The organism is Streptomyces fulvorobeus, from assembly GCF_013167895.1.
GTDB lineage: Bacteria > Actinomycetota > Actinomycetes > Streptomycetales > Streptomycetaceae > Streptomyces > Streptomyces fulvorobeus.
On sequence record NZ_BLWC01000001.1, the window covers coordinates 41,949 to 67,649 of the forward strand.

26 protein-coding genes and 6 pseudogenes are annotated in these 25,701 nt (G+C 66.0%); 16 read left to right on the plus strand and 16 right to left on the minus strand.

The annotated features are described in order from the left end of the window. The first annotated feature begins 1 nt into the window (after window position 1). From Sfulv_RS00160 to Sfulv_RS29965, 9 genes and pseudogenes are all read left to right on the plus strand, one after another. Window positions 2–211: a transposase gene (locus Sfulv_RS00160; RefSeq protein ID WP_173310145.1), complete on the plus strand. Its 210-nt coding sequence runs from the start codon at window positions 2–4 to the stop codon at window positions 209–211. A 45-nt stretch (window positions 212–256) separates the two neighbouring features. Then, window positions 257–400 carry a hypothetical protein gene (locus tag Sfulv_RS00165; protein WP_173310146.1) on the plus strand — a complete coding sequence of 48 codons (144 nt, stop codon included), beginning with the start codon at window positions 257–259 and terminating at the stop codon, window positions 398–400. A 48-nt stretch (window positions 401–448) separates the two neighbouring features. Further along, a complete protein-coding gene (locus tag Sfulv_RS00170; protein WP_173310147.1) occupies window positions 449–823 on the plus strand; it encodes a hypothetical protein in 375 nt (124 codons plus the stop codon). 478 nt (window positions 824–1,301) lie between these two features. Then, window positions 1,302–1,784, plus strand: coding sequence for a helix-turn-helix domain-containing protein (locus tag Sfulv_RS00175; protein WP_173310148.1), 483 nt, complete (start codon window positions 1,302–1,304; stop codon window positions 1,782–1,784). Window positions 1,785–1,950: 166 nt separating this feature from the next. Next, complete coding sequence (locus tag Sfulv_RS00180; RefSeq protein WP_246352934.1) at window positions 1,951–2,481, plus strand: hypothetical protein; 531 nt, start codon at window positions 1,951–1,953, stop codon at window positions 2,479–2,481. Continuing rightward, window positions 2,471–3,628, plus strand: coding sequence for an MAB_1171c family putative transporter (locus Sfulv_RS00185; RefSeq protein ID WP_173310149.1), 1,158 nt, complete (start codon window positions 2,471–2,473; stop codon window positions 3,626–3,628). Before Sfulv_RS00180 ends, Sfulv_RS00185 begins: the two co-directional genes overlap by 11 nt. Window positions 3,629–3,647: 19 nt before the next feature. Continuing rightward, on the plus strand, window positions 3,648–4,424 hold the full coding sequence (locus tag Sfulv_RS00190; RefSeq protein ID WP_173310150.1) for an SDR family NAD(P)-dependent oxidoreductase: 777 nt from the start codon (window positions 3,648–3,650) through the stop codon (window positions 4,422–4,424). 211 nt (window positions 4,425–4,635) lie between these two features. Beyond that, window positions 4,636–5,328 (plus strand): CehA/McbA family metallohydrolase, encoded by a 693-nt coding sequence (locus Sfulv_RS00195; RefSeq protein WP_246352938.1) that lies wholly within the window; start codon window positions 4,636–4,638, stop codon window positions 5,326–5,328. A 204-nt stretch (window positions 5,329–5,532) separates the two neighbouring features. Continuing rightward, window positions 5,533–5,823: pseudogene (locus Sfulv_RS29965) on the plus strand (IS701 family transposase); the annotation flags it as partial. A 192-nt stretch (window positions 5,824–6,015) separates the two neighbouring features. Here the strand turns inward: Sfulv_RS29965 and Sfulv_RS00200 are convergent. Continuing rightward, window positions 6,016–6,924, minus strand: coding sequence for a DMT family transporter (locus Sfulv_RS00200; RefSeq protein ID WP_173310151.1), 909 nt, complete (start codon window positions 6,922–6,924; stop codon window positions 6,016–6,018). Between the two features lie 4 nt (window positions 6,925–6,928). Then, on the minus strand, window positions 6,929–7,165 hold the full coding sequence (locus tag Sfulv_RS29720) for a tryptophan synthase subunit alpha (RefSeq protein WP_218578025.1): 237 nt from the start codon (window positions 7,163–7,165) through the stop codon (window positions 6,929–6,931). Window positions 7,166–7,388: 223 nt separating this feature from the next. Here Sfulv_RS29720 and Sfulv_RS00210 point away from each other — a divergent pair, with 223 nt between their 5' ends. The 3 genes and pseudogenes from Sfulv_RS00210 to Sfulv_RS00220 form a co-directional block, all read left to right on the plus strand. Beyond that, window positions 7,389–7,952, plus strand: coding sequence for an Ig-like domain-containing protein (locus Sfulv_RS00210; protein ID WP_173310066.1), 564 nt, complete (start codon window positions 7,389–7,391; stop codon window positions 7,950–7,952). 217 nt (window positions 7,953–8,169) lie between these two features. Then, window positions 8,170–8,519: pseudogene (locus Sfulv_RS00215) on the plus strand (helix-turn-helix domain-containing protein); the annotation flags it as partial. An 8-nt stretch (window positions 8,520–8,527) separates the two neighbouring features. Further along, window positions 8,528–8,740, plus strand: a pseudogene (locus Sfulv_RS00220) (IS30 family transposase); the annotation flags it as partial. A 32-nt stretch (window positions 8,741–8,772) separates the two neighbouring features. Here Sfulv_RS00220 and Sfulv_RS00225 read toward each other — a convergent pair. The 6 genes and pseudogenes from Sfulv_RS00225 to Sfulv_RS00245 all read right to left on the minus strand — a co-directional run bounded on the left by Sfulv_RS00225 (window position 8,773) and on the right by Sfulv_RS00245 (window position 12,106). Beyond that, complete coding sequence (locus Sfulv_RS00225; RefSeq protein ID WP_246353318.1) at window positions 8,773–9,162, minus strand: methyltransferase family protein; 390 nt, start codon at window positions 9,160–9,162, stop codon at window positions 8,773–8,775. Between the two features lie 26 nt (window positions 9,163–9,188). Further along, window positions 9,189–9,869 (minus strand): annotated as a pseudogene (locus Sfulv_RS00230) (O-methyltransferase). Between the two features lie 62 nt (window positions 9,870–9,931). Continuing rightward, window positions 9,932–10,126, minus strand: coding sequence for a hypothetical protein (locus tag Sfulv_RS29725; RefSeq protein ID WP_218578026.1), 195 nt, complete (start codon window positions 10,124–10,126; stop codon window positions 9,932–9,934). A gap of 216 nt (window positions 10,127–10,342) precedes the next feature. Then, window positions 10,343–10,795: pseudogene (locus tag Sfulv_RS31780) on the minus strand (3-methyl-L-tyrosine peroxygenase-related protein); the annotation flags it as partial. A gap of 166 nt (window positions 10,796–10,961) precedes the next feature. Continuing rightward, a complete protein-coding gene (locus tag Sfulv_RS00240; protein WP_173310155.1) occupies window positions 10,962–11,510 on the minus strand; it encodes a transposase in 549 nt (182 codons plus the stop codon). Beyond that, window positions 11,417–12,106, minus strand: a complete 690-nt coding sequence (locus Sfulv_RS00245; protein WP_376772353.1) for a transposase family protein — start codon at window positions 12,104–12,106, stop codon at window positions 11,417–11,419. Before Sfulv_RS00245 ends, Sfulv_RS00240 begins: the two co-directional genes overlap by 94 nt. Window positions 12,107–12,417: 311 nt before the next feature. Here Sfulv_RS00245 and Sfulv_RS00250 point away from each other — a divergent pair, with 311 nt between their 5' ends. Further along, a complete protein-coding gene (locus Sfulv_RS00250) occupies window positions 12,418–13,263 on the plus strand; it encodes an IS5 family transposase (protein ID WP_173310156.1) in 846 nt (281 codons plus the stop codon). 11 nt (window positions 13,264–13,274) lie between these two features. Here Sfulv_RS00250 and Sfulv_RS00255 read toward each other — a convergent pair. The 7 genes and pseudogenes from Sfulv_RS00255 to Sfulv_RS00285 all read right to left on the minus strand — a co-directional run bounded on the left by Sfulv_RS00255 (window position 13,275) and on the right by Sfulv_RS00285 (window position 20,548). Beyond that, window positions 13,275–13,514: pseudogene (locus tag Sfulv_RS00255) on the minus strand (hypothetical protein). A gap of 69 nt (window positions 13,515–13,583) precedes the next feature. Beyond that, complete coding sequence (locus tag Sfulv_RS00260; RefSeq protein ID WP_173310157.1) at window positions 13,584–14,252, minus strand: ribonuclease FAU-1 family protein; 669 nt, start codon at window positions 14,250–14,252, stop codon at window positions 13,584–13,586. 114 nt (window positions 14,253–14,366) lie between these two features. Next, window positions 14,367–14,834 (minus strand): hypothetical protein, encoded by a 468-nt coding sequence (locus tag Sfulv_RS00265; protein ID WP_173310158.1) that lies wholly within the window; start codon window positions 14,832–14,834, stop codon window positions 14,367–14,369. Between the two features lie 314 nt (window positions 14,835–15,148). Beyond that, window positions 15,149–15,964, minus strand: coding sequence for a replication-relaxation family protein (locus tag Sfulv_RS00270; RefSeq protein ID WP_173310160.1), 816 nt, complete (start codon window positions 15,962–15,964; stop codon window positions 15,149–15,151). Beyond that, window positions 15,961–16,506 (minus strand): replication-relaxation family protein, encoded by a 546-nt coding sequence (locus Sfulv_RS00275; protein ID WP_173310162.1) that lies wholly within the window; start codon window positions 16,504–16,506, stop codon window positions 15,961–15,963. The genes Sfulv_RS00270 and Sfulv_RS00275 overlap by 4 nt, the downstream gene beginning before the upstream one ends. 1,238 nt (window positions 16,507–17,744) lie before the next feature. Then, entirely contained in the window at window positions 17,745–18,839 is a 1,095-nt protein-coding gene (locus tag Sfulv_RS00280; protein WP_173310164.1) for a replication-relaxation family protein, read from the minus strand. Between the two features lie 803 nt (window positions 18,840–19,642). Beyond that, window positions 19,643–20,548 carry an NADP-dependent oxidoreductase gene (locus tag Sfulv_RS00285; RefSeq protein ID WP_173310166.1) on the minus strand — a complete coding sequence of 302 codons (906 nt, stop codon included), beginning with the start codon at window positions 20,546–20,548 and terminating at the stop codon, window positions 19,643–19,645. Window positions 20,549–20,975: 427 nt separating this feature from the next. Between Sfulv_RS00285 and Sfulv_RS00290 the strand changes: the two genes are divergently transcribed. Together Sfulv_RS00290 and Sfulv_RS00295 are read left to right on the plus strand one after the other, a co-directional pair. Next, a complete protein-coding gene (locus tag Sfulv_RS00290) occupies window positions 20,976–21,332 on the plus strand; it encodes a MerR family transcriptional regulator (protein WP_173310168.1) in 357 nt (118 codons plus the stop codon). Window positions 21,333–22,330: 998 nt separating this feature from the next. After that, the gene (locus Sfulv_RS00295; RefSeq protein ID WP_173310170.1) at window positions 22,331–22,540 is read left to right on the plus strand and encodes a hypothetical protein; all 210 of its coding nucleotides are present in this window, start codon (window positions 22,331–22,333) and stop codon (window positions 22,538–22,540) included. A gap of 496 nt (window positions 22,541–23,036) precedes the next feature. Here Sfulv_RS00295 and Sfulv_RS00300 read toward each other — a convergent pair whose 3' ends face one another. Beyond that, complete coding sequence (locus tag Sfulv_RS00300) at window positions 23,037–23,474, minus strand: GNAT family N-acetyltransferase (protein ID WP_173310172.1); 438 nt, start codon at window positions 23,472–23,474, stop codon at window positions 23,037–23,039. A 396-nt stretch (window positions 23,475–23,870) separates the two neighbouring features. Between Sfulv_RS00300 and Sfulv_RS00305 the strand changes: the two genes are divergently transcribed. After that, window positions 23,871–25,700, plus strand: a complete 1,830-nt coding sequence (locus Sfulv_RS00305; protein ID WP_173310174.1) for a PhoX family protein — start codon at window positions 23,871–23,873, stop codon at window positions 25,698–25,700. The last annotated feature ends 1 nt before the right edge of the window (window position 25,701 follow it).

A 25,701-nucleotide genomic window follows, 5' to 3' on the forward strand; every position in this document is an offset into this window, starting at 1 on the left:
CGTGGTGACCTCGCTGCCGACCGAGGGCGCCTTGCTGCTCGCGGACGAGACCGGTGGCATCAAGAAGGGCACCAAGAGTGTCGAGGTGGCCCGGCAGTACACCGGCGTCGTCGGCAACGTCGAGAACGCCCAGGTAAGCGTGCACCTGCCCGAAGGATCCCGGCTTGGCAGAGTGATCATCGATCGAGAACTGTATGCCGGGCAGCACTAGGCGGGTCGCGGTGAGGAACACCGGCGCCGCTGCGAGGAGGCCACAGTGCCCGAGGACGGGGCCCTGACGATGGTGACCAAACCGGAGCTGGCCCGGCGTATGGTCAAGCGCGCCCTCGCGGCCGGGGAGCCCTTTACCTACCCCCCGGCCGACGAGCTCTACGGCGGCTCGCGCACCCTGCGGGCCTGACTGGAGGAGCACCAGGTCCGCTGCGTTCTGGCGATCCCGAAGAACGGAATGCGCGCGCTGGCCAGCGGCCGTCCCCAAAAAGCCCGGCAGCTGTGGGCGAGAGTGCCCGAGGCGATGATGGAGCGCCGCTCGTGCGCAGACGGCGCCAAAGGCCCGCGCACCTACGATTTCACCAACGTTCACCTGGCCGCCACCCCTCACGGCCTGGCACGGACCCTGTTGATCCGCTGCTCCACCGTGCTGAACAAAAGGAACAAGAAAGGTGAACTCGTCCGCGAGGTGGCCTACTTCCTGTGTCACCACACCCCCGGCACCACTCCGGCCGAGCTGCCGATCGCCGCTGGCCAGCGATGGATGATCAAGGAAACCTTCCAGGCCGCGAAGAGCGACGTCGGATTCGACCAGCATGAGGTCCGAAAGTAGTGCTGCTGGTACCAGCAGATTGCCGTGCGCCTGACCCCCGCCCGCGCCGCCAGGACCTGGCTCACCCTGCACTGGAACCGCTGGCGACGCCGCCACCAGACACCGGCCCGCATAAGCCACTACCGCCAACGAGACCACTCACCGTGCCAACACCGGCTGTAGTACAGGGTGAGAACTCGTTCGCATCGATTTGAAGATCATTTACGGAACAGCTCCTCGAGGCGGCATACGCGGATGGTGCAAGTTGCAGGCCGGCATGGCCGCCCACGCTTGGCGCAGTCATGCGGAGGGTTATCAGGAGAGCGGATAATGGACTGTCAGCACAACCGCTATAGCGAATGATGGCTTGATCGCCCCCCTCGCCCGGACTCACCCTTGCCAACTCCAGCGGATGTTCTGTACCCATGGGGGGCTGGCCCGTCCGCCGCGGCGGACGGGCCAGCCCCCCATGGGTACCCCTGAAGACGAAGGATCATGTATGAGGAGCGGCGAACCGGAACGCCACGGAGCTGGTCGCCCATTGCTCCAGAAATTTGACCAGCGCCTTAATGAGCTAATTCAGGCCATATATCCTGACCCGCGAAAACGCCCCGGCTTTTCTCGACTCGCCAAGGAAATCAGGGAGGCGACGGGCGGTACTATCTCCGCTACGTACCTGTGGGAACTCTCCACAGGCAAAAAGCGCAACGTGACGCTTGAACAATTGGATGTCCTTGCCGAGTTCTTTGGTGTCCCGCCAGAATATTTTCTGAACGATGAGGCATCCGAGCGAGTCAGGCACCAATTGGCTCTGGTTTCTGCGTTGCGTGACATTAAGATCAGAAATTTAGCCCTGCGATCCGAAGGGCTATCTCCGTCGACTCTTGATGCATTTCTTGCCATGATCAACGAGGCTCGGAAGGTACAGAATCTCCCACGAATAAGTGATCTCGAGTCGGGAGGTATGGATCCTATTGAATAGATGCGTGTTCTGACGGTGGCTAGCCAGCCATCACGCAGTTCTGGCATTGGAGGAATCTCCTGCACGCGACCCGGCACGCTCGTGTTGAGTCGGTTATCTGAGGGGAGAGAATATGGCGCCATCTCGCACGCATGCCTATCGCCGTTGTCCATGGAATGGATTAAAAATGGAGCACATGTCGCGCAAATACCTCAACCTGTGTAGGCGCTGCCAAGTGATGCTGCACAATATTGACATACCACACCCATTCTCTCTAGATGTTCTCTGCCGCCGTGTTGAGAAACTCCGCGACAGACCATTACATCTTCACCAGCTGCCGCAAGAAGCTGCGTCGGCGGGCGTATGTGGGCTGTGGCTCGCTACCTCCAGTGCTGACCACGTATTCTATGAGGGGCAGACCTCCCGGTTACACCAAGAACACATAGTGCTGCACGAACTCGGGCATATCCTGTTTGGGCACAATGCGCTGCAGCAGGGCGTTAGTGACGGCATTGAAAAACTGCTGCCTGACCTGGACATGGGGCGCGTTCAGCGCCTCCTGGGACGCACCAACTACACCACTCGCCAGGAGCAGGAAGCCGAGATGCTCGCCAGTCTGATACGTATGAGCGCAAATCGGCCGCATGAGGAGAAACCGCAAGGAGCCCTGGCGAAACTCGAATCGGCGCTTGGCGTTAGGGCATCAGATGTCCGCTGACATAGCGGACTTCGGTAGAGGGCTCGCATACCCGAGTGTTGCATGTCTCTGGATGGCAGTACTGACTCGCCTTCCTTCAGCTGTCCGCTCACCGAAGCAGCGCGGGCTGTGGCTTGCTGTCGCGACAGCGGCCGCAGCGATGACTCTCAATCTTCCCGACGTCGTCGCCCTCGCCGTCAGGGGCTCTGGGTCAGCCCATTTCATTGCGTTGACGAGGAACTTGATCGGCGTGGTGTCAGCCGGTGCTGTTCTCTACTTCGTCGGCGCGCCCACCAGTAGCAGTCGGCTGAAGATCGGTTCCTGCATCACGGTCGGCATGACGATGGCTGCCCTTGTGACTCTCGAGATCCTGGCGCCGCCGCATCGGGAACACGGCGTCCCAGCGGTGGGAGATGCCACTCCTTCCGTTGCCTACTGGGTGACCCTGATTTCCGCGCATCTGCTGGCGAATACCGTCTGTTTCCTCGTGTGCTGGCACTACAGCAGGCGCACCGAGAGCCGCAGTCTCGCGGCCAGTCTGCGGCTCTTCGGATTAGGTACTGCGCTGGCCGGACTCTTCTGGCTCGCGTACCTGCTCCAAGTCACCGTCAGCAGCACCTGGGCTTTGCCTTATCTGCCCCTCCTCATGAATCTGCACGGTCTGTTAAGAGCGGCTGCCATCCTGGTACCGACGTTCTTTACGCTGCGTCGCCTTGTGGCGGAAGTTGCCGTCGCATGGCATCTTTGGCCGCTCTGGCGAGACCTCGTGCGGGCCGTGCCTCATGTGGCGCTGACAAAGCCCCGGGCAAGACTCGTCGAGTTGCTGTGGCCCCCCGTCCCTCGCGAACTGCTCGTATACCGCAAGGTCATCGAGATCCGGGACGCCATTCTGATCCTCAACGAATACATCGAGCCCGAGGTCCCGAATCTCGCTCGGAGTCACGTGGCAGTTGCTGGAGGTCCAGCCTCGGGGCGCGAGGCGGCTGTGTTGGCATGTGTGATCATGGAAGCGTGCAGGTTCAAGGTGGCTGGCCGACCGCAGCAGCAGCAGCAAAGTTCCTATAGCACGTCCGTTCTCGAGAGCGGCGACCTCGAGGACGAGAAGAGATTTCTCGTCGCCCTGGCGCACGCCTATGGATCAGCCTCCACTCGGACCTTCAAGCCATGACTCTGAAAGCGAAATTACCTTGACCACGGTTCTCATCACTGGCGCTAGCGCAGGTATCGGGGCGGCGTTCGCTCGCCGCTTCGCAGCTGAAGGCTGCGATCTCATCCTGGTCGCCCGCGACCAGGAGCGTCTGGAACGCGCTGCTGACGACCTGCGGGTTGAGTTTTCGGTCTCTGTCGACGTCCTTGTGGCCGACCTTCTGAATCCCGTAGATTGCCGGAGGGTGGCGGACCGCGTCGCTTCGGGGGACCGGCCGGTCGACGTTCTGGTGAACAACGCCGGTTTCGGACTGGCAGCCCCCTTCCCGTACAGCCCCCTTGAGGACGAGGAGCGGATGCTGGACCTTCTGGTCCGTGTACCCCTGAGGCTCAGCCACGCAGCCGTGCCTGGGATGCGGGCGAGGGAGAGGGGTGCCATCGTGAACCTTTCCTCCATGGCTGGCCTACTGCCCACAGGGACCTACGGTGCAGCCAAGGCATGGATCACGGCGTTTAGTGAATCCCTGCGTGTCGACCTAGCGCCGTATGGAGTGCGCGTGCTTGCTGTCTGCCCAGGCTTCACGCGCACGGAGTTCCAGGAGCGAGCACGGATGGATGTGAGTGCTCTACCGTCGTCAGCGTGGCTAGAAGCGGACGCGGTTGTGACGCAGGCATTGAGGGACCTGCACCACAACCGGCCAGTCAGCATCACCGGTTGGCGTTACAAGGCGTTTGCCCTCGCTGCTCGGCACCTGCCGAGAACTGTGGTTGCCAAGAGGATGGCTCGTCCTCGGAAGCCCCCGGCTTCGACCAATTGAGCCTCTGTCAGGTCATGGGCCTTACTGATCGTTTCAGCATGAGATCTTGGTCTGACGTCTCGACTGAGATGGTGCTCAGTGGGGGATGGAACGGGTTGCCCCTGGTGGTGCGTTGACTCGACAGGACTCTGGAGGAGAAGTGCGCCGAGCTTGAGCTTCTCGCCGGGGCGGGCGGTCGGACGCGGGGCGGGCTGGTACCGCGGGGACTGCCATGTCCACTCCGTTCACTCGGACGGGGAACTCACTCCCGAGGAGTTGGCTGTCCGGGCGCGCGGCCAGGCTCGACTTCATCGCGACGACGGAGCACAACTCCGCGGCGGCCCCGGGTGTCTGGGGGCATCTGCCCGCCGATGACTTCTTGATCCTTCTCGGTGAAGAGGTGACCACGAAGACCGGGCACTGGCTCGCGCTCGGCCTCAATCCCGGCGAGGTCGTCGACTGGAACCACCAGGTCAGGGATGGACTGGTGGACAAGTGCCTGGACCAGGTCCACCGAGCAGGGGGCCTGTGCGTTGCCGCGCATCCGCACGCACCCTACCCGTCGGGCGACTTCATGTTCCCTTTCCTCGGCTTCGACGTGGTGGAGGTGTGGAACGGGCTGTGGACCTCGGACCGGCCCTGGAACGCTGACAACGAGGCGGCCCTGGCCGAATGGGGGCGGAGCCTTGCGGCGGATCTCCACACGGGCTCGTGGCGGCCGGCGATGGGCAACAGCGACACCCACTTGGAAGGGCAGATCGGCATCCCTCACACCGTGGTCTTCGCCGAGGAACTGAGCGCGGAGGCAGTCCTGGCCGGGATCCGCGCCGGCCGCAGCTGGATCGCCGAGTCGGCGGATGTAGACGTGTCATTCACCGCCCATGCCGATGGTCGCGTTGCCGGGGTGGGAGAGCGGCTTGTTTGACAGCCCCATCTTTCGGACTCCGTCCGAAAGGCCAACGGGCGTGGGTCAAGGGGTGGGTGGCAGTCCATAAAAAAACTAGACAAGCGCAGGGTTCGGCGCTCTTTTGTTATGGGCTGAAATCGAAGTCTGTCGAGCTTTGCAAGGACAATGAGGGGGCGGGTTACGTGGGTTCCAACCGTCTTGTCGCCGTCCTTGTCGAAAGCGAGACCTGCCTCGAGTGACGGCTCCGATAACACGTTGCTGATCCGCCGCAGCCTCACCGACGGGGAACGCGCCTACTACCTCACCCACACCCCGGCGGGCACCCGGCTGGCGGAACGTAAAGGCCGCCGGCGCCCGCTGCGCCATCGAGGAGTGCTTCCAGTCCGCGAAGAACGAAGCCGGCTTGGATCACTACCAGGTCCGGCTAACCCGGCCTGGTACCGGCACATCACCCTGGCCATGGCGGCCGCCGCGCACCTGACCGCCATTGCGCGCCGCCACCGCGGAAAAGGCGGAGCAGGCCGCGATCTGATCCGACTGAGCGTGAACGAGATCCGCCGCCTGCTGAGCAGATTCGCTCACACCGTCCGGCACGAGGCCGGACACATTCTCCACTGGTCACACTGGCGCCGCCGCCATCAATACCGCGCCCGCCTCAGCCACTACCGAACGCCGCGGCCACCCACCCCCATAACTGCGGCCCCACTACTGCCTGAGGTGAGTTCGAACCTGTAGTTTCGGCGCCGTACTCTCGCTGCTGCGAAGCAACACCATCGCGACCGAGACAACGATGAGCGCACAGCCACCTCCCTGGATCGGGGTCAGCCGCTCCCCTAGGAACAATGCGCCCCACAACACACCGAACGCCGGCGTAAGCAGGCCGACTGTCATCGCCCGGGACGGGCCTACGTCGGCGATCAGGCGGAAGTAGAGCAGGAAACCGATCGTCGTGCACAGTACAGCCAGAGCGAGAACGTTGAGGACGATCGTGGGAGTGACATCCACAGGCGGAATATCCGTGACCCAGAAGGGCACCAACAGCACACCCGCCAGCAGTTGGGAGCAGCCCGCCGTGCCGATTGGGTCCACATGCGAGGCGAACCTCTTCACATAGATGCCAGACAGCGAGTAGCTCACCGCAGCTGCGAGGCAGGCCCCGATACTCCACCAGAACAGCCGCGAGTCCTGATCGGTCGAACCCCCGCCCGCGACCAACGCGACCCCGATCATGCTGAGGGTGAGCCCGGCTATACCACGCACGGTGAGGCGCTGGCCGAGGAACACAGCCGCGAGTAGCGTGCCGAACAACGGGGTGCTGGAGTTGATGACGACCGAGTACGACGCGGGGATGTGCACGGCCGCGAAAGAGAACAGCAACATCGGCGTGGCCACGTTGAACAGCCCCACTACCAGGTACTGAACCCAGTGCTCGCGCCACCGCGGAGCGAAGCGGATCGCGGCGAAATAGGGCAAGAAGGCCAGCCCCCCGACCCCTACCCGCAGTCCGGCGGTCGTCGTCGCCCCCAGTACGGGCGCCAGCACACGCAAGAAGATGAACGACGCCCCCCACAACGCGCTCAGGACGACAAGACGTGCCCAGTCGGATGGCCGCATGACCTCAACTTCTCGCTCTGCGCACGAACTCCCCGATCTCCTTGCGCGCCACGCTGAGATTATCCAGCTTCTGCTCGACGAGGAGGCTGAAATGACTTCCAACGATCACGCCGTTCGATCCTGCTGTCCAGAAGTCGACCACCTGTTCCCCGCGGGTGATTCCAAAGCCCATCACGAGCGGCTTGTTCGACAGCTTGCGCAGGCAGGCCACGCGCTGTGAAGAGTCGTCATTGCCGCCCACCCCGCGAGCCCTTGGCCTCACCTTATCGCACCTGGACAGATCACCATCACGCAATGACTCTGCTACACCTGTCGTCAGTCCCAAGCGGCTTTCAGTCAGGAGGCAGAGTGTAGCCGGATTCCGCCTTGTCGTTGGCGGCGTTGGGCGGGAACATGCTACTTGTCTGCATGAACTCGACAATTGCACCGTGATCGCCCTGCGGTGCCAAAATACGAGGAGTTCCATGCCCAACCGTGCCGTACGCACGTTCGCCGCCGCAGCCTTGCTGGCAGTGCCCGCCATAGGCTTCACCTCGCCTGCGCATGCCTCTAGCCAGGGCACCTTCATCCAGTGTGTGACTGGCTTTAGCACGCAGACGTTCACCCCCCCGCTCACGTTCGAGCCGAAGCCGACTCACCTCAAAGAGGAAGGCACGGTCGGTACCTGCGTCTCGGATGTGCCGGGCCTGTCCTACGGCACCTATGAATACAACGGTAACGGCACCCTCAGCTGCCTCACCGGTAGCGCCGCGGGCAAGTCCAACTGGAAGTGGCACAAGAGCGACGGGACCGTCATCGGCACCACAGTTGTAGGCGAGGAAGGCGCCCTCGCAGTTGTCCTCCGGCCCAACGGCAACAACGTCGTCGTCATCACCGCCAAGACCGCCGCTGGATCAATCATCCACCCAGGCCGCATGGTCCACAACGAACAGCTCGTTGCAACAGATCAGACAGCTTGCGCGCAGGACGGAATGAAAGTTCAACACGGCATCAACCTGGGTCTGAACTTCACCCGCGACCTCATCTGATCCCGCGCAGGACACTCGAAGTCAAAGTATTGGCAGAGAGGCGCGGGCGAGACGGTACAGGGGAGTGAACCGCTCTGGAAGGGTTGTTCACCAACATCACTGAAGCCTTTTCAGAGTGGCCGCTGATGGGTGACCACCAGAAGGGCCGCAACGCACGAGGCACCTGTGCCGTTGAGGGAGATGTTCGAAGACTCCACTCATCGGCATGGGTGCCTCATTGGTTACTTATCCTGACGCACTCGACCTACCGCACGCGTTGATCGAGTGCGTCACCATGCTCATCGTCACCCGCGCGGGTGACCGCCGCCGCCGGCCGCCGCCGGCTGCCGCCGCACCAGCGTGCTCTGGTCGGCCTGGTGCACCTGCGCCGCCATGACACGCTCGCGCAGCTCTCGGCCGGGTTCGGCATCTCCGCCGGGACCGCTCACGCTCAACGTCAGCGCCGTCGTCAGTCTGCCCGTCACTGGTGCATCGAGCCTGCTGACGGTGTTGCGGGAGGCGGATCCTGACTTCGCCCTGCTCGACGGGACTCCCGCCGAATACGATCGCGTAGGCGACGGCCAAGCGATTCTGTCGAGATAGCCGATCACGCGGACTTCTCCGTCGCGTCCGGCATTCCGGTCTTCTTCTGCGATCCGCACTCGCCCTGGCAGCGCGGAATCAACGAGAATACGAATGGCCTGGTCCGGCAATACCTGCCCAAGGGAACTGACCTTTCTTGGTGCACTCAAAAGGAACTCGATGAGATCGCGTCGCGGCTCAACATGCGGCCGAGTAAACCCTCGGATATCGCACTCCGGCAGAGAAGCTGGACGAATTGCTAAGCGCCGCTTGATGCTCTCACTGCTTGAATCCGCCGACCACAGGCGGCAGGGTGGTTCTCGCGCAGGGAGTCGGCCAGTTTCAGGGCAGCCGGGTACTCATGACGGTCTACGACTGTGATCCAATCGCCGAAGTAGTGAGGCTTGCCTTTCACCAGGAATTTGTCGGACAGGGGTGGGTTGCGGTAACTGTCGTCGTTGTCCCGTCGAAGCATGCCTAGCGACGTACAGGCAGTCAACAGCATTTCCGTGGGCCGCGATTGAAGGCCATGTTGGGACATGACACCGGTAGGCGTCGTTGAGCCTCCCTCGGGAAGCTCGCTGAACAGGCCCAATTCGACGGCTATGGCCAGGGCCTTGAAGGCGTGTATCCCAGAGGTGATTTCCATTAAAGGTACGGGTGACGTCGGTTTGTTCAAGGTGTCCTTCCTGGAGCGGTTTTGATCTTGCGGGCGAGGGTCACGCCGTCGGCGATAGGCAGCATGACCTGCTCCACCCGAGCATCGGCCGTGACGTGGTCATTGAAGGCGCGAATGGCTGCGGCGTTGCCCGTGGCCTCAGGATCCGCGGCGGCCCCGCCTCAGAAGACGTTGTCGGCCACAATCAGTCCGCCCGGCCGCAGACGTGGCACCAGCTGCTCCCAGTAGTCGATGTAGCCGATCTTGTCCGCGTCGATAAACGCCAGGTCCACGCCGGACTCGTGAGGCAGCGACATGAGGGTCTGGGCAGCCGGGCCCAGCCGCAGGTCGATACGGTCGCTCACGCCGGCTCGCTGCCACGCCTCGCGGGCCATGTCCGTCCATTCCGAAGACACATCGCACGTTATTACCCGGCCGCCCGGCGCCATCCCACGAGCCAGGCATAGTGTGGAATATCCGGTGAACGTTCCAACCTCCACAACCAGGCGCGCGTCCACAAGCTGCGTCAGCAGGGTGAGTAATGATCCTTGTTCCGGCGGAATCTGCATCTCCGCGATCTCACCGAGGGCATGGGTACGTGCAATGAGCTCATGGCCCACGGCGTCGGGCACCGCTCCGTGTTCGATCATGTATCGCCGCAGTTCACCGGTCAGTTCGACATTCTTGACCCGTTTCATTGAGCCTCCGTGTTCCTGCGTGCGCGGCCCGGCCTCCACAGAGTCCGCAGAGCCGGTGCGAATCACTGGTGGGGTTTGTCCTGCATCGAGGCGGCGAGTTTTGTACCCTGCGCCCTGAGCCGGGTCAGGACGGTCTGCTCGAGTTCCGCGATCTCATTGAATCCGCCCGCCGCCGCGGACACAGGCGGGCCGCCGTAGTACAGTCCGCTACCCTCTACGTCTACGAGGATCCTCAGCAGCCGATGCAGCAGCTGCACGTCCAACGCGTGTGTGCACACCGGCCCTCTGCTGACCAAGAAGAAACGGTCGTACAGGGCACGTTCCTGACTGCTGGGCGGTCCGCCTGCGCTGCGCCCAGCCTGCTGAAGCAGGGAGACGCCCCCGGGAACCAGATGCTCGGCCACTGCAACGTGCACGCGATGACTACGCCGCACGGCCCCGGCCACCGTCGGCGGACCCACGTCCGCCGCCCGCTTGAGGAGCTGGGGCAGCCCCTCGTGGTCAGGCGCCCACTCCCCGCTGAACGCCGGATGAGCGCGCGCCATCCGAGGTCGGATCGCCTGCTGGTAGAGCTCGGGGGGACAACTACCCGCGTATAACAGCAGCGTCGAGTACAGGTCCAACAATTGCACGATTTCGTCAGCTGATTCGGGCCCTTCCCGTATCAGCACGGCTCGCAGCAAGGACCACTCCAAGAACGCGGCTTGGTGGCCCACGACCCAGCGGTACCAGGCAAGGTCGCATGCACGAGACGGGGGGATGTATACCTCCGGGGGAGAACCGCCTTCGGCGGCCCGTAACAGTGCGGCCCACTGCGAGACCTGCGAAGGGCCGGGGTCGACTGCCGCGCAGGACCGTCCACACACGGTGTTCGACCTCCCAGCGTCTGGATGCGGCAACACCAGGCGCAGCGCCTCGGATACCACCTTCGTACCTCCGCGTCACTGATTCCTACACCCCATGGGCGCGGGGTTGAACGGGACTGCGCCGAGCAGAGGAGACGGGGTGGGCTCGGAACACGGGGTCTATGGGGATATAGGTGCCCAATTGCGGGGGGGGCTCAAGCGCAGGGCTAATTCATAGTCTGGTTGATCATGTCCCGTTGCAGGTCGGGGGTAGTCCGAGTAGGTCGAGCGGGCGGACGAAGGGTGTGTAGGAGACCTCTCGGAGTCCCGCTGCGATGCTGTGGTGGCCGGCGTCGCGGAGGGTGTTGATCGCGAGGTTCCGCAGGGTGGCCATGTTCTCCGGTCCGTGTCCGGTCCGGATCTTGGAGGCGTCCTCCGCGAACGTCGTGTCCCTTATGTGGTGGACGGCCTCGATGCCCCATTGCGACCTGGCGATGCGGCCGATGGCCTGTGGTGATGCCTCGCGTGCGGTCATGTCGGTGATGGCGTGGACGGTCTGCCGGGTGACCTTGCCGGTCTTCAGATCGGTGCGGTACCGGTGGATCTTCACCGCCTGGACCAGGTAGGGGAAGTCCAGGCCGAGGCCGGTGACGGTGAGGGTGCGTATCGAGCGGGTCTCGCGGCGGTCGTATCGGCGGGCGGTCACCTCCTTCCACGGCAGGCATCTGACAGCCTCGTGGAGTTTCGGCTGGTTGCCCTTGACCACCAGCAGGTAGTGGGCGTCCTTGACCTCCACCAGCCATTTCGCATGCTCGCGCTGGGGAGGGCGTCGGCGGTGACCACCGCGCCGGCCAGGTCGAAGGGGTCCAACAAGGCGGTGAACGCGGTGATCTCGTTGGTTTTGTCCGGCACCCTCAGCTGGCTGACGGTGCGGCCGGCGGCCGTGACAGCGGACAGGAGGTGGGCGGCCGGAGCGGTCTCGGTGCGTGAGCCGCGGGCACCCTGGCCGTCGACCGAGACCGATTCTGTGCCGGCCGGGCTGTGGCCGAGAAGGTCGGCGAGTCCGCCTGGGCACACCTGGACCAGCACCCGGCGCACGGTCGAGGACGAGGCCGGACGGCGCACACCGAGGGGGCCACGCGGATGAAACCCCAGGCGGGAGAGGGTGTCCTGGGGCGCGTGGCGGGCCCACTGCCCGATGGCGGCATAGGAGCGGGCGCCGGCCAGGACCGCGCAGGCGGCGGTCAGCAACACCGAGGCGAGGGTATGACGCCGTCCCCGCCGGTCGCGGGGATCGGGCAAGGATGCCAGCCGGGCCGCCGTGCCGGAACGTTCACGCTGCTCACGCGAGGGCGCCTTGGTCAGACACACGGTGGCAGACTGGCGGCACATCGGGGCTCCGGTGATCGGGCGACTTGGAGGTCCCCTTGATCATCGGAGCTTCGTTGCGTGCGAAACTGCCGTACTGAGAGGACGTTCGTGTCATTTACATGACGGTTTGGGGTAGTTCTGCGACGCCGGAATTGGCTACGTACAGGCAGAACAGGCGATTTGTGTCCACGGCGTCGGCAGGTGCGACCTTACGATTCGCCCCAGTCGCAGCCGATACCTCCTGTCCGGTTCGAAGAACTTACTGAACACGGCTTTTGCCTCGCCCGATCGAGCGATATGCCCGGGTGTGAGCCTCGTGCGTGAGTATCCCTATGACCTCTTCGCAGCCGCGCCTGCCGTACCTGAGTGATCTCTCCGATGCCCGCTGGGCGTTGATGGAGCCGACGTTGACGGCCTGGCGGGCCGAGCGCCAGAAAACCTCGCTCAATCTCGGCGGCAAGATCACTGACCTGTGGGAAGTTATGAACGCGATCCTCTTCCTCAACCGAACCGGCGTCCCCTGGCGCTACCTTGCGCACGACTTCCCGCCGCACATCACCGTGTTCGGCTACTTCAGCGCCTGGACCGCCGACGGCACCATCGAGAAACTCGGCCTCCACCTCCACCGGATGGTCCGTGAACAGGCAGGACGCACCGCCGAGCCCACCGCCTGCGTGATCGATGCGCAGAGCGTCAAGACCGCGACCAGCGTGCCCACCGACACCCAGGGCACGGATGCCGGAAAGAAGATCGTGGGCCGCAAGCGCAGCATCGTCGTCGACACCCTCGGGCTTTTACTGCTGGTCAGCGTGACCGCCGCCAGCGTCTCTGACAACGAGGCCGGAAAACAGCTCCTCACCCAGCTCGCCACCGACCACCCCACGATCACCAAGGCGTGGGTCGACACCGGCTACAAGACCAAGGCCATCGAACACGGCGCCACCCTCGGCATCGACGTCGACGTCGTCCCGCGAAACGAGCAGGCCAAAGGCTTCTCCGTGGTACCCAGGCGCTGGGTGGTGGAGCGGAGTTTCGGATGGATCATGATGCACCGCCGCCTCGCCCGTGACTACGAGACCAAACCCACACATTCCGAGAGCATGATCCGCATCGCGATGATCTCCACCCTCGCAAAACGAGCGACCGGCGAAACGCCTATAACTTGGCACAACCCATGAATCGCCCTTTTTTAACCGGAACGTCCTCTCAGAATCGCCGCCATCCGGACCGGAATCCGGAGCACCGTCTCGTGCGGCGGGATTCCCGCCGTATGGCCGGGCACCTACTCGGTCACGCCCACCATCGCCTTCAGCAACGCTTCGGCTTCCGCGCCTTGAACAATCAGGTCGGCGCTCTCTTCCTCCACCCACACCGTCGGCGACCCACCGCCTCCGGTATTCGGGTCGATCCCGACGAACCGTAACGTCATGGCGCTCTCCCGTGTCGAGTCGGTTGCGCATAGTTGCGCAATGACCGTCCCGCGCACCGGCACCCTCGGTCAAGAGCGCTGTCCCAACCGTTCACCGACACCGCTTCGGGGCAGGCGCGGCGCGGGCCAGGCCGGCTCCCAGCGCCAGGACGCCCACCGGTCCGCGTCCGCGAACGGCCCGGCCCGCTCCTCGAGCATCGCGAGGACCTGGGCGCGGGCGTACTCCACCGCCTGGTGCTCGGTGTCGGTCACGATGCCCAGGCGCCGCACGTGGGCGTACTCGTCCTCGTCCTTCCACCGCCAGCTGGTCAGGTCGGGGTCGATGACGAGGTCGACGGTCAGATCGAAAGTGTCGAACCCCGACTCGCTGCGGCGGGTGGGGTGCTCGAAGTTGACGTACCAGTTCCTCAGCCCGCCCGCGGTGAAGAAGGCGTTGATGCTGAACCACGCGGTCGGCGGCTTCCACAGCAGGAGCTCCGTCTCCTGCCACACCCCGGGCGCCAGCTCCCACTCCCCCGTCGCCATCGCGTCGAACGCCTCCGTACGGACCGACCGGTCGCCGTCAGCTCGGGCCTTGGCGTACAGGGACGGCCACAGCGCCTGAGCACCCGGTGCGCAAGCGGTCACCAGCGCCTCGCTGGTGTCGGCGAGGACCCGTAGTGCTTGCTCGCTCCACACCTGCCCGGAGCGGTGCACGTCGCGCCGCACGACCGTCTCCCCCGTCGTGAACGTCTTCACCGGTGCCTCCCTCGCGAGCCCGGCCAGAACGTCCAGCCGGGCGGGCACTACCTCAGCGCCCGGGGGCTGAGTGGGCAAGCCGCCGTTCGGGGCGGCTTGCCCAGGGGGCCTCCCTCAGGCGTCCCCGGCCGCCGGCTCCCACAGGGAGCGGGCGCGCCCGCTCCCGTCGCAGTGGAAGCACGAGCAACCTCCGGGCGTACTGCGGGCCCAGATGGTGTCGGCGGCGTCCCGGAAGAGCTGGGTGAGGCCGGTGGTGTGCGCCACGTGGATCGGGAGTTCCTGCCGTCTGCTGAGCGTGAGTTCCAGGGCGACGCCGGGGCCGGTGAAGTGGGCGTGGGGGAGATTGCCGGTCATCGCGCGCAGTGTCTCGTTGACTTGGTACATCGTCTCCGCGCCGGTCAGCTGCACCCGGGCCGTGAGGATGGTGTCGGCGGCCGCGGTGAAGGTCAGCAGTGCGGCAGGGCGGGCGAGGGGCCCGACGCGGCCCACCGGTTCGGGGTGGGTGTGCTGGAGCTGGGCCAGGGCGTGCCACAGGTCGCCCGGCAGGTCCTGGGGTGGGGTCTTTTCTCTGCTGCGTCTCATGAGATCTGTCTATGGCCTGGCACCGGCGTACAGCCGGGCTCGGGGTGCTCCCTCCCGCACGGTGGTGCCGCGACTTCCCGGGCCGTCCCGCCGGGCGGGGCGCTCACGCCCGGCCCGGCGGGGGCGACTTGCCCGGGTCAGGTCCGCCGGCGGAACCAGCCGCGTCACCCTCCCTGCTCAGGGTCGTCCTCCGGCTCGGGTCGCAGGGCAGTCTGGGGCGGGCAGCCTCGGCGCCGGCGCGCACGTCGTCACGGCGCACACCGACCGCCACCGTGTCCGGATAACCCTTTCCTGCCAGGATCGGCGAAGCTCCGCTACTCATTCTTCCGTCCGTGAAGGAACCCGAAGAAGCCGGCCTGCTTCGCCGCGGCTTCCTGCTCAGCTCGTTCCCCAGCCTCGCGGCGTTCCCCTTCCTTGATGCTGAGGCAGACGCGGCAGTTGCCGTGGGGAGCTTCGGCCCCGTCGTCGGGGTAGGTCTTGCGGCCACAGGTCGGGCACGGCCAGGTAGCTGCTTCCAGGCGGCGCCGCCTTTCCTCGTACGCGAGGCTCTCCCGCTCCCTCTTGGCCTCAGCTGTCCGCCGGCGTTCCTCGTCCCGGGCACGGTAGGCGCGGACGTCGTCGGGGTTGTCCAGAGCCGTTTGGAGGGCCTCCCAGTCGGAGTGGCCGTAGCGCCACCAGATGGGTCCCAGCGGGCCGTGCTGCTGGAGGCTGGTGAGAGTGGTGAGGGTGGTGACGATGACCGGCAGGGCGCGGCTGTGGTCGCGGTAGCCGTCCTTGGATGTGCCGCCGTAGGTGTCGTCGCCGTTCCACTCGCCCCGCCAGCAGTGGCGGGTCAGGTCGCGGACGGCCGTCATGCGGTTCATCATCGCCTTCGCGCCGACGTCGGCGGTGAAGACGATCGCCAGGGGCGGGTACCCCTCGCGGTCGCATTTCTCGTAGAGGGTGGTCCACAGGGGGACCTCGCTCCGGCCGGGGGCGTGGACGGTGCGCCGGTAGAAGCGGACGTACTTGCCGAGTTTCGCGGCGAGGCGGGGTCGGTCCTCGGTGCCGTTGTCGACCTCCACGCACAGCATCGGCAGGCCGGCCTCCGGGGCGGTGAGGACGGCGTCGGCGCGCAGGCTGCCCTTCACGGGGTTGACGAAAGATCCGCCGACGGGCAGGACGACTTCGGTCTCCCACGCGTCGATCGTGCCGATGCCCGGCGGTGGGAGGGCGGTGCGGCGGCCGGGAGGGGAGCCGGCCGGTTCTTCCGGACGACCGGCTTCGTCGGGACGGGAACGGGCTGGATGAACGCGGTGATCGTGTCGGTGACCTTCCGGGCGTGCGGGGCTCCCGACGCCACGGATGCCTTCGCGGTGCTGCCCATGTCCCGGACCTCACGCTCCAGGACCACGCCTGCGGCCTCGAGGCCGGCCGGGGTGAGGTTCCACAGCTTCTCCGTGACCCGGTTGCCGTTCGCGTTGACGCTCTTCGCCGATCCCAGGGAGACGACCAGGCCATGGGCGGCGAGGTCCTTCGCCCCGTTCAGGATCGTCTGGTTGGCCGCGTGGCCCGGCGCCATCAGCCGCCGCAGCTGCGCCGCGGTCGCGACCTTCACCACTCCCAGCGCGGTCAGGATCATCGTCCGGGTCTTCTCCGTCGACCCGAACGGACACACCTTCGTCCCACCCACCGTGACTCCCCACCCTTCCCGTACGCCCGACCGCTGTCCGGCCGGAAGGCCGGCGCGCGCCCCGCCGCCCCGAACCCGATCACCACTCCTACCACTCCCTACTGACTTAAGAGTGTTGATATAAGGGTTGTCGAGGTTTCGGAAACGGGGTGGACAGGGGGTCTGATCTGTGAGAACGCGGCGCGCTGGCGGGTGGGGCAGCGTAGGGGGAAACGTAGGGAAGCCGTATGGCGGTGCGTAGGGGCTGGAACGCGCAAGATTGGCATCGCGGACAGAACCGCTGCTCGCGTGATCGTCGAAGCCAGTGGCCAGCCGCCACCCAGCGCGTCCAGTCACACCGCGGTGGCCGCCAGGCCGTACGCCGTCAGTCCGCGGCCTCTGCAAATCCTCGACCGCGCCCGTCGTTCGTGGACGGCGCCCGCGACGAGGCGGCGTTGCTGGGCGGCGGCGTTGTCCGGGCGCTGGGGGCGGCGTTGAGGGTGGCGGCCAGGGAGGTGGTGGCGGGGACGGTGACGCGTTCGCGGGAGTCTGCAGTCGGGCTGAGGCAGCGGAAAGCAGCGGGCGCGCCGGTCCGGCGATGCCGCCGCGGTCCTGCCCCGTCCACACCTCCGTCGTCCTGCGGGCGGCCGAGGAGCGGGGCAGAAGTCACTCATCCGGGGGAACAACGGCGGCAGGCGGAATGGCGGAACGGTTCGTCAGGACAGGCCGTTGCTATGAAACTCCTGCACCGCACGAGCGCGCTTCTCGCCGCCGCCATCACGCCCATCCTGGCCGCATCACTGACCGGCCTCGCACCCGCCCACGCCACCACCACAGCGGGCGCCCCCGCCGCGGCCCGGCACCAGATCGCGTGCGCGCGGGTTCGTCTGCATCTACCCCGAGATCAACTTCGAGGGCCAGCCCTACGTCAAACGAGCCGTCGACGGCTCCGTACGGCACCTGCCGGACTACATCCACGGCCTGCGCAACAACGACACCCCCTGCGGCGCCTGACACCCCACCCGCAGCAGGAGCCAGGGCGGAAGCGGAACAAGCTGCCCTGCCAGGGGTTGCAGATGGTCAACCGGCTGGCCGGTGGAGTCCAGACAGTGCCCGGCCCGGGTGACGGATTCAGCCATCCGGCGATCAGGACACCCATGCAACTCTATATAGGGGAACGAATCGGATTGAGGTGAATCCGAGAAATCCCCGCTGGACTGCAGACTTCTCGCAGCGGGATTGCTTACCCGGACCCCGCTTCACCGCGCCTTCGGCAGCGTGGCTAGGGTCCGGTGTTCCTCACCGTGCCCCTTGCCGACGATCCGCCACACCGCTTTGCCCGCCCCGGTCTTCGTCAGCAGGGGCACGGTCGTGGTCGCCACGGTGAGCTTGTAGTTCACGCTCGCGACGTTGCGGGCCCGCTCGTGGAAGACGGCCTCCCTGGTGTCCGGGGCCGCGCGGCGCGGGGCCGGGGCGAAGACGAACAGCACCGGCGGGAAGGACCGTTGCAGGGGCGGCCCGGCGTAGGTCTCCTGCCAGTGGGAGCGCGGGGGCCGGGCGGCGTTCCCACGCCCGGACGCGGGCGCGTTGCGGTAGGCGTCGTAGCGCTCCAGCTTGGCGATGAGGCGGGCGTAGGACATGGTGCGGTCGATCTCCATGAACGCGCTCGCCCCGTCGGCCAGGAGCACCACGCCGTCGGGTATCAGGTTCCCGGCCGGGGTGGGGTGGGCGCCTTCCACCGGCCAGTCGGCGAAGTCGGCCGCTCCCGCCCGGTGGAAGGCGATGACGGTGTCGACCAGGGCGAGGCTGTGCTCACGCAGGCCCGTCTTGCTGGCCGCGATCCGCTTGCCGGTGGTGCGGCCGGTCGTCGGTGCGAGCTCACCGGAGGCCGCGGCTTCGGCGAGGCCCGCCGGGGTGCAGTACCAGTAGCTCTGCTGCGCGCGGTTCGTCCGGCCGACCAGTGCCGGGGATTCGGCGAGCAGGTTGCGCAGCGCCCGCCGTACGTGGTCGGTGCCCTGCTGACGCGGCAGCAGCAGCGCCTTGAGCTGGCGGGGCGTGGCCAGACGCAACTGGGCGAGGGTGAGCAGGACCTCGCCGCGGATGTCCGCGCCCGCCTTCGCCGCCGCGGCCTTGCGGGGCCGGGACGCTTCTCCAAGTACATCAGTACTTTCAGAAGAGGAGTTGCAACCGGCCGGGGCAGGCGAATCAGGGGTCTGATCAGCAACAACGCTCAGGCGGCGGCCGATGGCTGCGGGGCTGGGCGCGGGGCTCACAGCGGGGCCCGCCGTGGGGCTCGCTGTCGCGGCGGTGTCCGTCGGGGCCGGCGGGGTGGGCGGGGTGGGGGCGGTGGTCATCTTGTCCTCGGTTCTCCGGCCCTTTGCGGCCGGATCGGTGGCAGGTCCGGCCCGCACACGGATGTGCGCATGAGCCGGAGCTACCGTCCAAAGCGCCCCCTTGTCCGCTGTCTGACGCTCACTGCCGACTGCCGCCACTTCCTCCCGGTTGCACCCTTTTTGCAACCCTTTTGTTCGTGAGCGACGCCACAGACAGCGGGCTCTGTCCTGATGTCCGGCCTCCGGGCCGGGCACCGAGGGTGTGACACAGGCCGAGCGCAGCAGGAGGTCGACCAGGTGAGCCAGTTCCTGTCCAACGTCCGCAGCGACGCCGCCCGGTGGCCGGCGGCCGTGGCCTACTGAGCCGAGCGGAAGCCCGTACGGGCCCGGGGACGGAGACTTCTCCCTGTCGGGTGCCGTCACGGTCCGGCGGAATGCCACCCCTTTCCACCCCGGTCAAGGAACGATGCATCGGCCTGGCCACGGCGGTGGGCACCGGATTGGCTTCGTAGGTGACGGTTGACGCCACTTGTAGGTCAGTTCTGACTCCGCCTGGCGGGCTTCGCTGCGACCGATCGAGAACCCGTATGTGAGCCCCTCTCACGGGGCTGCTGAAGCTGGATGTGGCTAGTGCACCGGGGACGACGGCTCATGTGTCACGCGCGGTGTCCGAGTGGGGGCGGCCTGCTTGACGAGGCGCCATGGAGATCGGCCCGCTCCGGACCGTCCGCTCGCCGGTACCGATCGAGGGCACGCTCGCCAAGCAGGCCCGTACGTTGCGAGTTACCCACCTCGTGAGCCTGTTCAGATACAGATCGGCCTGTTCAGATGCAGATCACGATCTTCCCCCGGGTGCGCCCACGCTCGGCGTGCGCGTGGGCGTCGGCGATCCGCTGCAGGGGATATGCCTGTTCGATACGGGGTGTGTAGCGGCCTTGCCCGCCCAGTTCCGCCGCAGCGGACAGGAGAGCGGGATCGTTCTCCGCGTTGACCACATGCGCGCCCAGGCGCTGCCCGCCCGCGTGGTCGGCCACCGTCGCAACGCGCTTCGGGTCGCCCGCGATCGCGACGAGGTCGTCCAGGGAGCCGGAGGCCGCGGTGTCGAGCACGATGTCGACGCCGTGCGGAGCGAGGGTGGTGAGGCGTTGTGCAAGGCCGGGGCCGTAGGTGGTGGGAACGGCGCCGAGAGAGGTGAGGAACTCGTGGTTGCGTTCACTGGCTGTCCCGATCACAGTGGCACCTTGCGCTACCGCGATCTCGGCCGCCGCGCTGCCCACGCCTCCGGCGGCGCCCTCGACGAGAAGGGTGCGCCCTGCGAGGGAGCCGAGCGCGTTCAGTCCACCCATCGCGGTCACGGACGCGAGACCGGCACCAGCGGCCTGCTCGTCGTTCCACGTGGCGGGGGTGTGCGCCCAGGCCGAGAGGATGAGCAGCTCCGCGGTCGCGCCGGTGACGCCGCCCAGCCCGAAGACCCGGTCGCCGATGCTCACCCCCTGCGCCCCGTCGCCGATCTCGTCGACCACACCGGCGCCGTCGCGCCCGGGAATGTCGGGCAGCTCCAGGGGAATCAGCTGGTGCAGGGCACCGGAGCGCAGCTTCCAGTCGATGGGATTTACGCTGGCCGCCGCGACGCGGACACGGATCTCACCGGGTCCGGGGTGAGGGTCGGGGACCTGCTCGATCACCAGGCTCTCCGCTCCGCCGTATTCGTGGAACCGGGCTGCGCGCATAACAGTCTGCCTTACTTTGACGGGCCGGAATGACGTGTTCATCCGGCGCTCGTCACTCTAGAACCTGACGTTGACGTGAGATGCAAGCCGCAACTGCCACCCGGCCGGAGGAGGGCAGGCGCGGATGGGTGAGGTTGGCGAGCAGGCGGGGGCGAGCGTGGGAGCCTGCGCCACTCCGAGGGATCACGCCGCCCGTCACGGTCGATACCCATGTGCCCTCGGGCGGGCTCGGCGATCCCGGCACGACGCGAGGGCTGCCGTGCGTACGTGAACCGCGTGAGCGCCCCTCGGTTCCGCCACCGGGTCATGATCAATATCGGCGCCGACGACGGTTCGATCAGCCCCCTGGGCTGCCCTCGGATCCGGCATTGCTAGCCTCAACCTGACGTAAACGTGAGGTACGAGCGGGAAGGGAGCGACCTGCGTCATGCGCATCGGACAGCTCGCCAGGCGGTCAGGGGTCAGCGTGCGGGCCCTACGCTACTACGAGGAACAGCGGCTCCTGGAATCGGCGCGGACACCCGGTGGGCAGCGTGACTATCCCGACGAAGCCCTGGAGCGGGTCCAGCTCATCCAGGACCTCTTCGCGGCCGGCCTCTCCAGCCGTACCGTCGTTGAACTCCTGCCGTGCGTGAGCACCGGCGTCGCGACCCCTGCCATGCTCGACCAGCTCATCACCGAACGCGACCGCATCGCCGCACGCATCCAGGACCTGACCCGGGCCAAGACCAAACTCGGCCGCGTGATCGAGAATGTGACCGCGGCGAACGTGGCGCGCGACTGATCAACCCGTCGCCAGGGGTGGGGCCCCGACCTATCCTGCATCTACCGGGCGACATCGCGCGTGAACAGGTCTCCCCACAATGCGGTGCATCGTCCCGGCATCGGATGCGGTGGCGGACATCGGGTGGGGTCCACTCCGCACGATGGCATCCACTCTCGGCCCGATGGTGCGGGCGGCGCGCGCACGTCGGCGCGGTGGTGCGGTCCAGGCAGTGCGCGCGGCGCGAATAGTGCGCGCACGCCATCCGGGGGCGGACATCCCGGGTGCTCCGCGCGAGGTGCGATGCCGATTTGCGAGAAAGACGCGGAAGCGGTCGAAGCGGCCCGCTGCTGGCATCAGGCACAGGACCGCTCGTCAGTGGCCGCTGCTCGCCGCCCGGATGCGACGCATGGTGATGGACGGCGACTCCCCCGGTAGGCACGCGCGCCGCCGAGTGGTGAAACCGTCAAATAAGCCACACCCTCCCGAAATTATTAATATGCGCGTTAGTCGGCCCGTGAGCTCCCCATCCAGAGCTCGGATCTCGGCCTCGCTCATCACCTGTCCCCACCGCCCTTGGCGGGGGCATCAGATTCAGGAACCGCAATGAGTCAACGGCCATCACGTTACGTAAACCACTGGCTGAACTATTAGGGGGGCGATCTCGCCACCCGGCATGAGTCGGCCCTCTGCCGCGGGCCCTGCGATTGCGACCGTGTTGCTCTGACGCCAGTTTGAAAGATTGCCTGTGCGGATATCGCCTGACCTGCATACCGCTGCCAGCCCGTACACCGTGCTGCGCTCTCCTGCTCCGTTTGCGTGAATGCTGTAATGGTGGCCAACTTGAAGCAGGGGCAGGGAGAGAGGGAAGGATGATGGGCAGATTCATAGGTCTTCGGAACCTCGAGTGCGTCTCACCTCACGATCAGCTGACTGACGAGATGATGATGCAAAGGGACGGTCGCCAGTTTTGGCCACCACGCGGGCATTTCTCGATGAGCAGAGGCAACCACGCTCCTATGCGCATCGACCTGGACTTCAACCCAGGTCAGCATGAGATGACGATCGATCTTTTCGATCAGGAAGACATCGGAGGTGACGACAACCTCGGTGGGGTTGTGATCGGTGATAACTCTTCACCTCTCAACGAGCTCCAGCACGAGACGATCGCAAACTTCGGTGCTGTCTATGTGCTGACGTATGCGCTCGGGGAAAAGTCGGATTTCTGAGCCGAGCACCGTGGGTTCAAGTGCGCATATATGGCGCTGATGAGCCTGGACCTCACAGGACAGGGGCGCCGACGCTGGACCATGCGCTGGAACGGACCGCTGAACGCCGGCGGCACCAACTATTACCGCTCGGTAAGTGGAGTCTGATTCCGGGGATAAGTTCAAACAGTCCATCCGCACCCCTGGTGGAGTGGAACTCACCCAGTAAGCGTGACGGTCCCGTGATTACTGATGCTGGCCGAGAGGTCCAGGCCCCGCACCGTGATCGTGACGGTGCGGAGTCCTGAGTCTGAGGCGTCCAGGCCCAGGCCATGATCCACCGAGCCTTGGACTGCCACCCCGCTGCAGCGGTCAACCCGAGTCCCGCGAAGCACACCGGGACTGATCGGAATGGCGGGGCTGGCCAGCCCCGCCACTTTCGTTCCCCGGGGGCCGAGCTTCTGGCCCACTCTCCCATGTCCGCCGGGCTTCCACCCGGGAAACCGGACTACTCAGGTCACTTGTCGATGGGGACGCGATAAACCGTCGACTCCCGAACCGCAAAGCCGAGTCGTTCATAAAGCCGGTTCGCCGCGGCGCGATCCGGCCGAGAAGTAAGATCCACCGTGCGAGCACCGGCCTGCCGAGCGATACACAAAGCTTCCTCGGTAAGAAGGGACGCGACCCCCTTGCCTCGTGCTCCAACGTCGACAACCACGTCTTCGATACGGGCCCGCAATCCAGACGGCACAGGCAGCAGCACCAGAGTCAGGGAGCCGATGATCGCGTCCGGCGTCCGGGCGACAAGCACGCGGTTGGCATCGCACGTCACCATAAGGCTGATCGCGTCAGAGTCGAGGGGCTTGGCCGTCGACGACAGCTGCGGCAGCAGCCGACTGAAGGCTTCGACGAGTTCCTCACGAGCTTCCCGAATGATCTCTACGCGGACATCCATACCGGGAGCCTATCCATCGCTTACAAATACACAGGCAAGCGGGCTCCAACCGACCTGACCAAGCCCTACTAGTCCCGTACGCGGCCCGCACGGTTCCTGGTCCGGAGAGACCGACGTAGCGAATTTCCCCCCGCGTTTTCGTGCACAAGGCGTGGGGTGGGCCGGGGCCGCACGGCGCGCATCTCCGGTGTTCGTGACGCGACCACGCTGTGTCCACGGCGTCCCAGCGGCCCCGCGAGTTCCATCTCGACACCCCCCTCTTGACCTCTTATTCACCTTCGAGGGGAGAGTGGGCCATCTCGGCTTCCTAGTGTGGCGAACCCGTGACAGGGAAACCTTGTAGTTGATCTTGGCTGGAGACCGTACGTGTACCCCGACACACCCGCTTCACCTTCGATGTCCGAGTTGGCCCACCGTCGTCTGTCCCGCAGGACGGTGGTGGCCGGAGGGCTCGTCACCGCCGCTGCGTCGTTCTTCGCAGCCCCACCTGCGGCTGCCACTACCGACCGGGCAAGACCGGCGACTCATGATGGCCGCAAGCCGCTGCTCGGGTTCCCCGCTGTCTCACCGAGTACCGCCGATGAGGTCGTGCTGCCGCCGGGCTACAAATACCAGGTGCTCTATCCCTGGGGCCACCCGATCGTGCCGTCCGGGCCCGCCTTCGCCGAGGACGCGGGCAACACCGCTGCCGACCAGGCCGAGCAGGCGGGTGACCAGCACGACGGCATGTGGTACTTCCCCCTCAAGGGCGATCGCTCCGGTCTGCTCTGTGTGAACCACGAGGCCACGGCCGAGCAGTTGCTGCATACCGACGGCCGAACCGACTGGACGCCGGAGAAGACCGCCAAGTCGATGGCCGCGCACGGAGTGTCGATCGTCGAGATCGAACGGCGCCGCAACGGCCAGTGGCACCTCAACGAATCCACGTACGCCCGCAGGGTGACCATGACCACGCCTGCGGAGATCACGGGGCCGGCGGCGGGCCACCCGCTGCTTCGCACCAGCGCGGACCCCTATGGCGTGCGGGTGCTGGGCACCCTGAACAACTGCGCCAGCGGGCCGACCCCTTGGGACACCTACCTGACGTGCGAAGAAACGATCAACAAGTACTTCTTCTACGACGAGGAACCGCCGCCGCCCGGCTCGGCCGAGGAGCGCTACGGCATCGGATCGGAGAGCCCGTACCCGTGGTACACCACGGAACCGCGGTTCGACATGCGGGTGGAGCCCAACGAGTACAACCGGTTCGGCTGGGTGGTCGAGATCGACCCCTTCGACCCTTCGTCGATGCCCAAGAAGCGGACCGCCCTGGGTCGCATGGAGCACGAGAACGCCGTCGTCGTGCGCGGCAGGCGCGGCGAGGCCGTCGTCTACATGGGTGACGACACGCAGTTCGACTACTTCTACAAGTTCGTGGGGGCCGAGCCGATCAAGGACGCACTCAAACGTCGGCGCAGCCCCTTCGACAAGGGCACCCTGTACGTCGCCCGCTTCGAGGAGGACGGCTCCGGCAAGTGGCTGCCGCTGGTGCACGGCAAGCCGGGCCTGACCAAGGCCGACGGGTTCGCCGACCAGGCCGAGGTGCTGATCCACGCACGTCTTGCCGCGGATGCCGTGGGAGCCACCCCCATGGACCGCCCGGAATGGTGCTCGGTGCAGCCCGGCACAGGCGCGGTGTTCTTCACCTGTACCAACAACACGGCCCGGACCGAGTCGGTGAACGCTGCCAACCCGCGTCTCAACAACCGCTTCGGGCACATCATGAAGATCGACGAGAACCGCAACCCCAGCTCGGAGAAGTTCGTGTGGGACATCTTCCTGCTCGCCGGGGACGAGGCCAGCGGCGCCACCGTTTCCCCGGACCAGGCCTTCGGCTCGCCCGACGGCCTCTGGTTCGATGCGCAGGGCCGCCTGTGGATCCAGACGGACGGAACCCAGCCGACGGTCAACGGCGTCGCGCAGAACAACCAGATGCTGGCAGCCGACCCCGACACCGGCGACATCCGCCGGTTCCTGGTCGGTCCGCCGCGCTGCGAGATCACCGGCATCACGTCCACGCCGGACGGCCGGTCGCTGTTCGTGAACATCCAGCACCCCGGTGACTCCGGTACGCCGGAGAACCCCCGGCTGAGTTCGAACTGGCCCGACTTCAGCCCCACCGGCCGTCCCCGGTCGGCCACGATCGTCATCACCAGGGAAGACGGTGGTGTGGTCGGCGCCCGCTGAA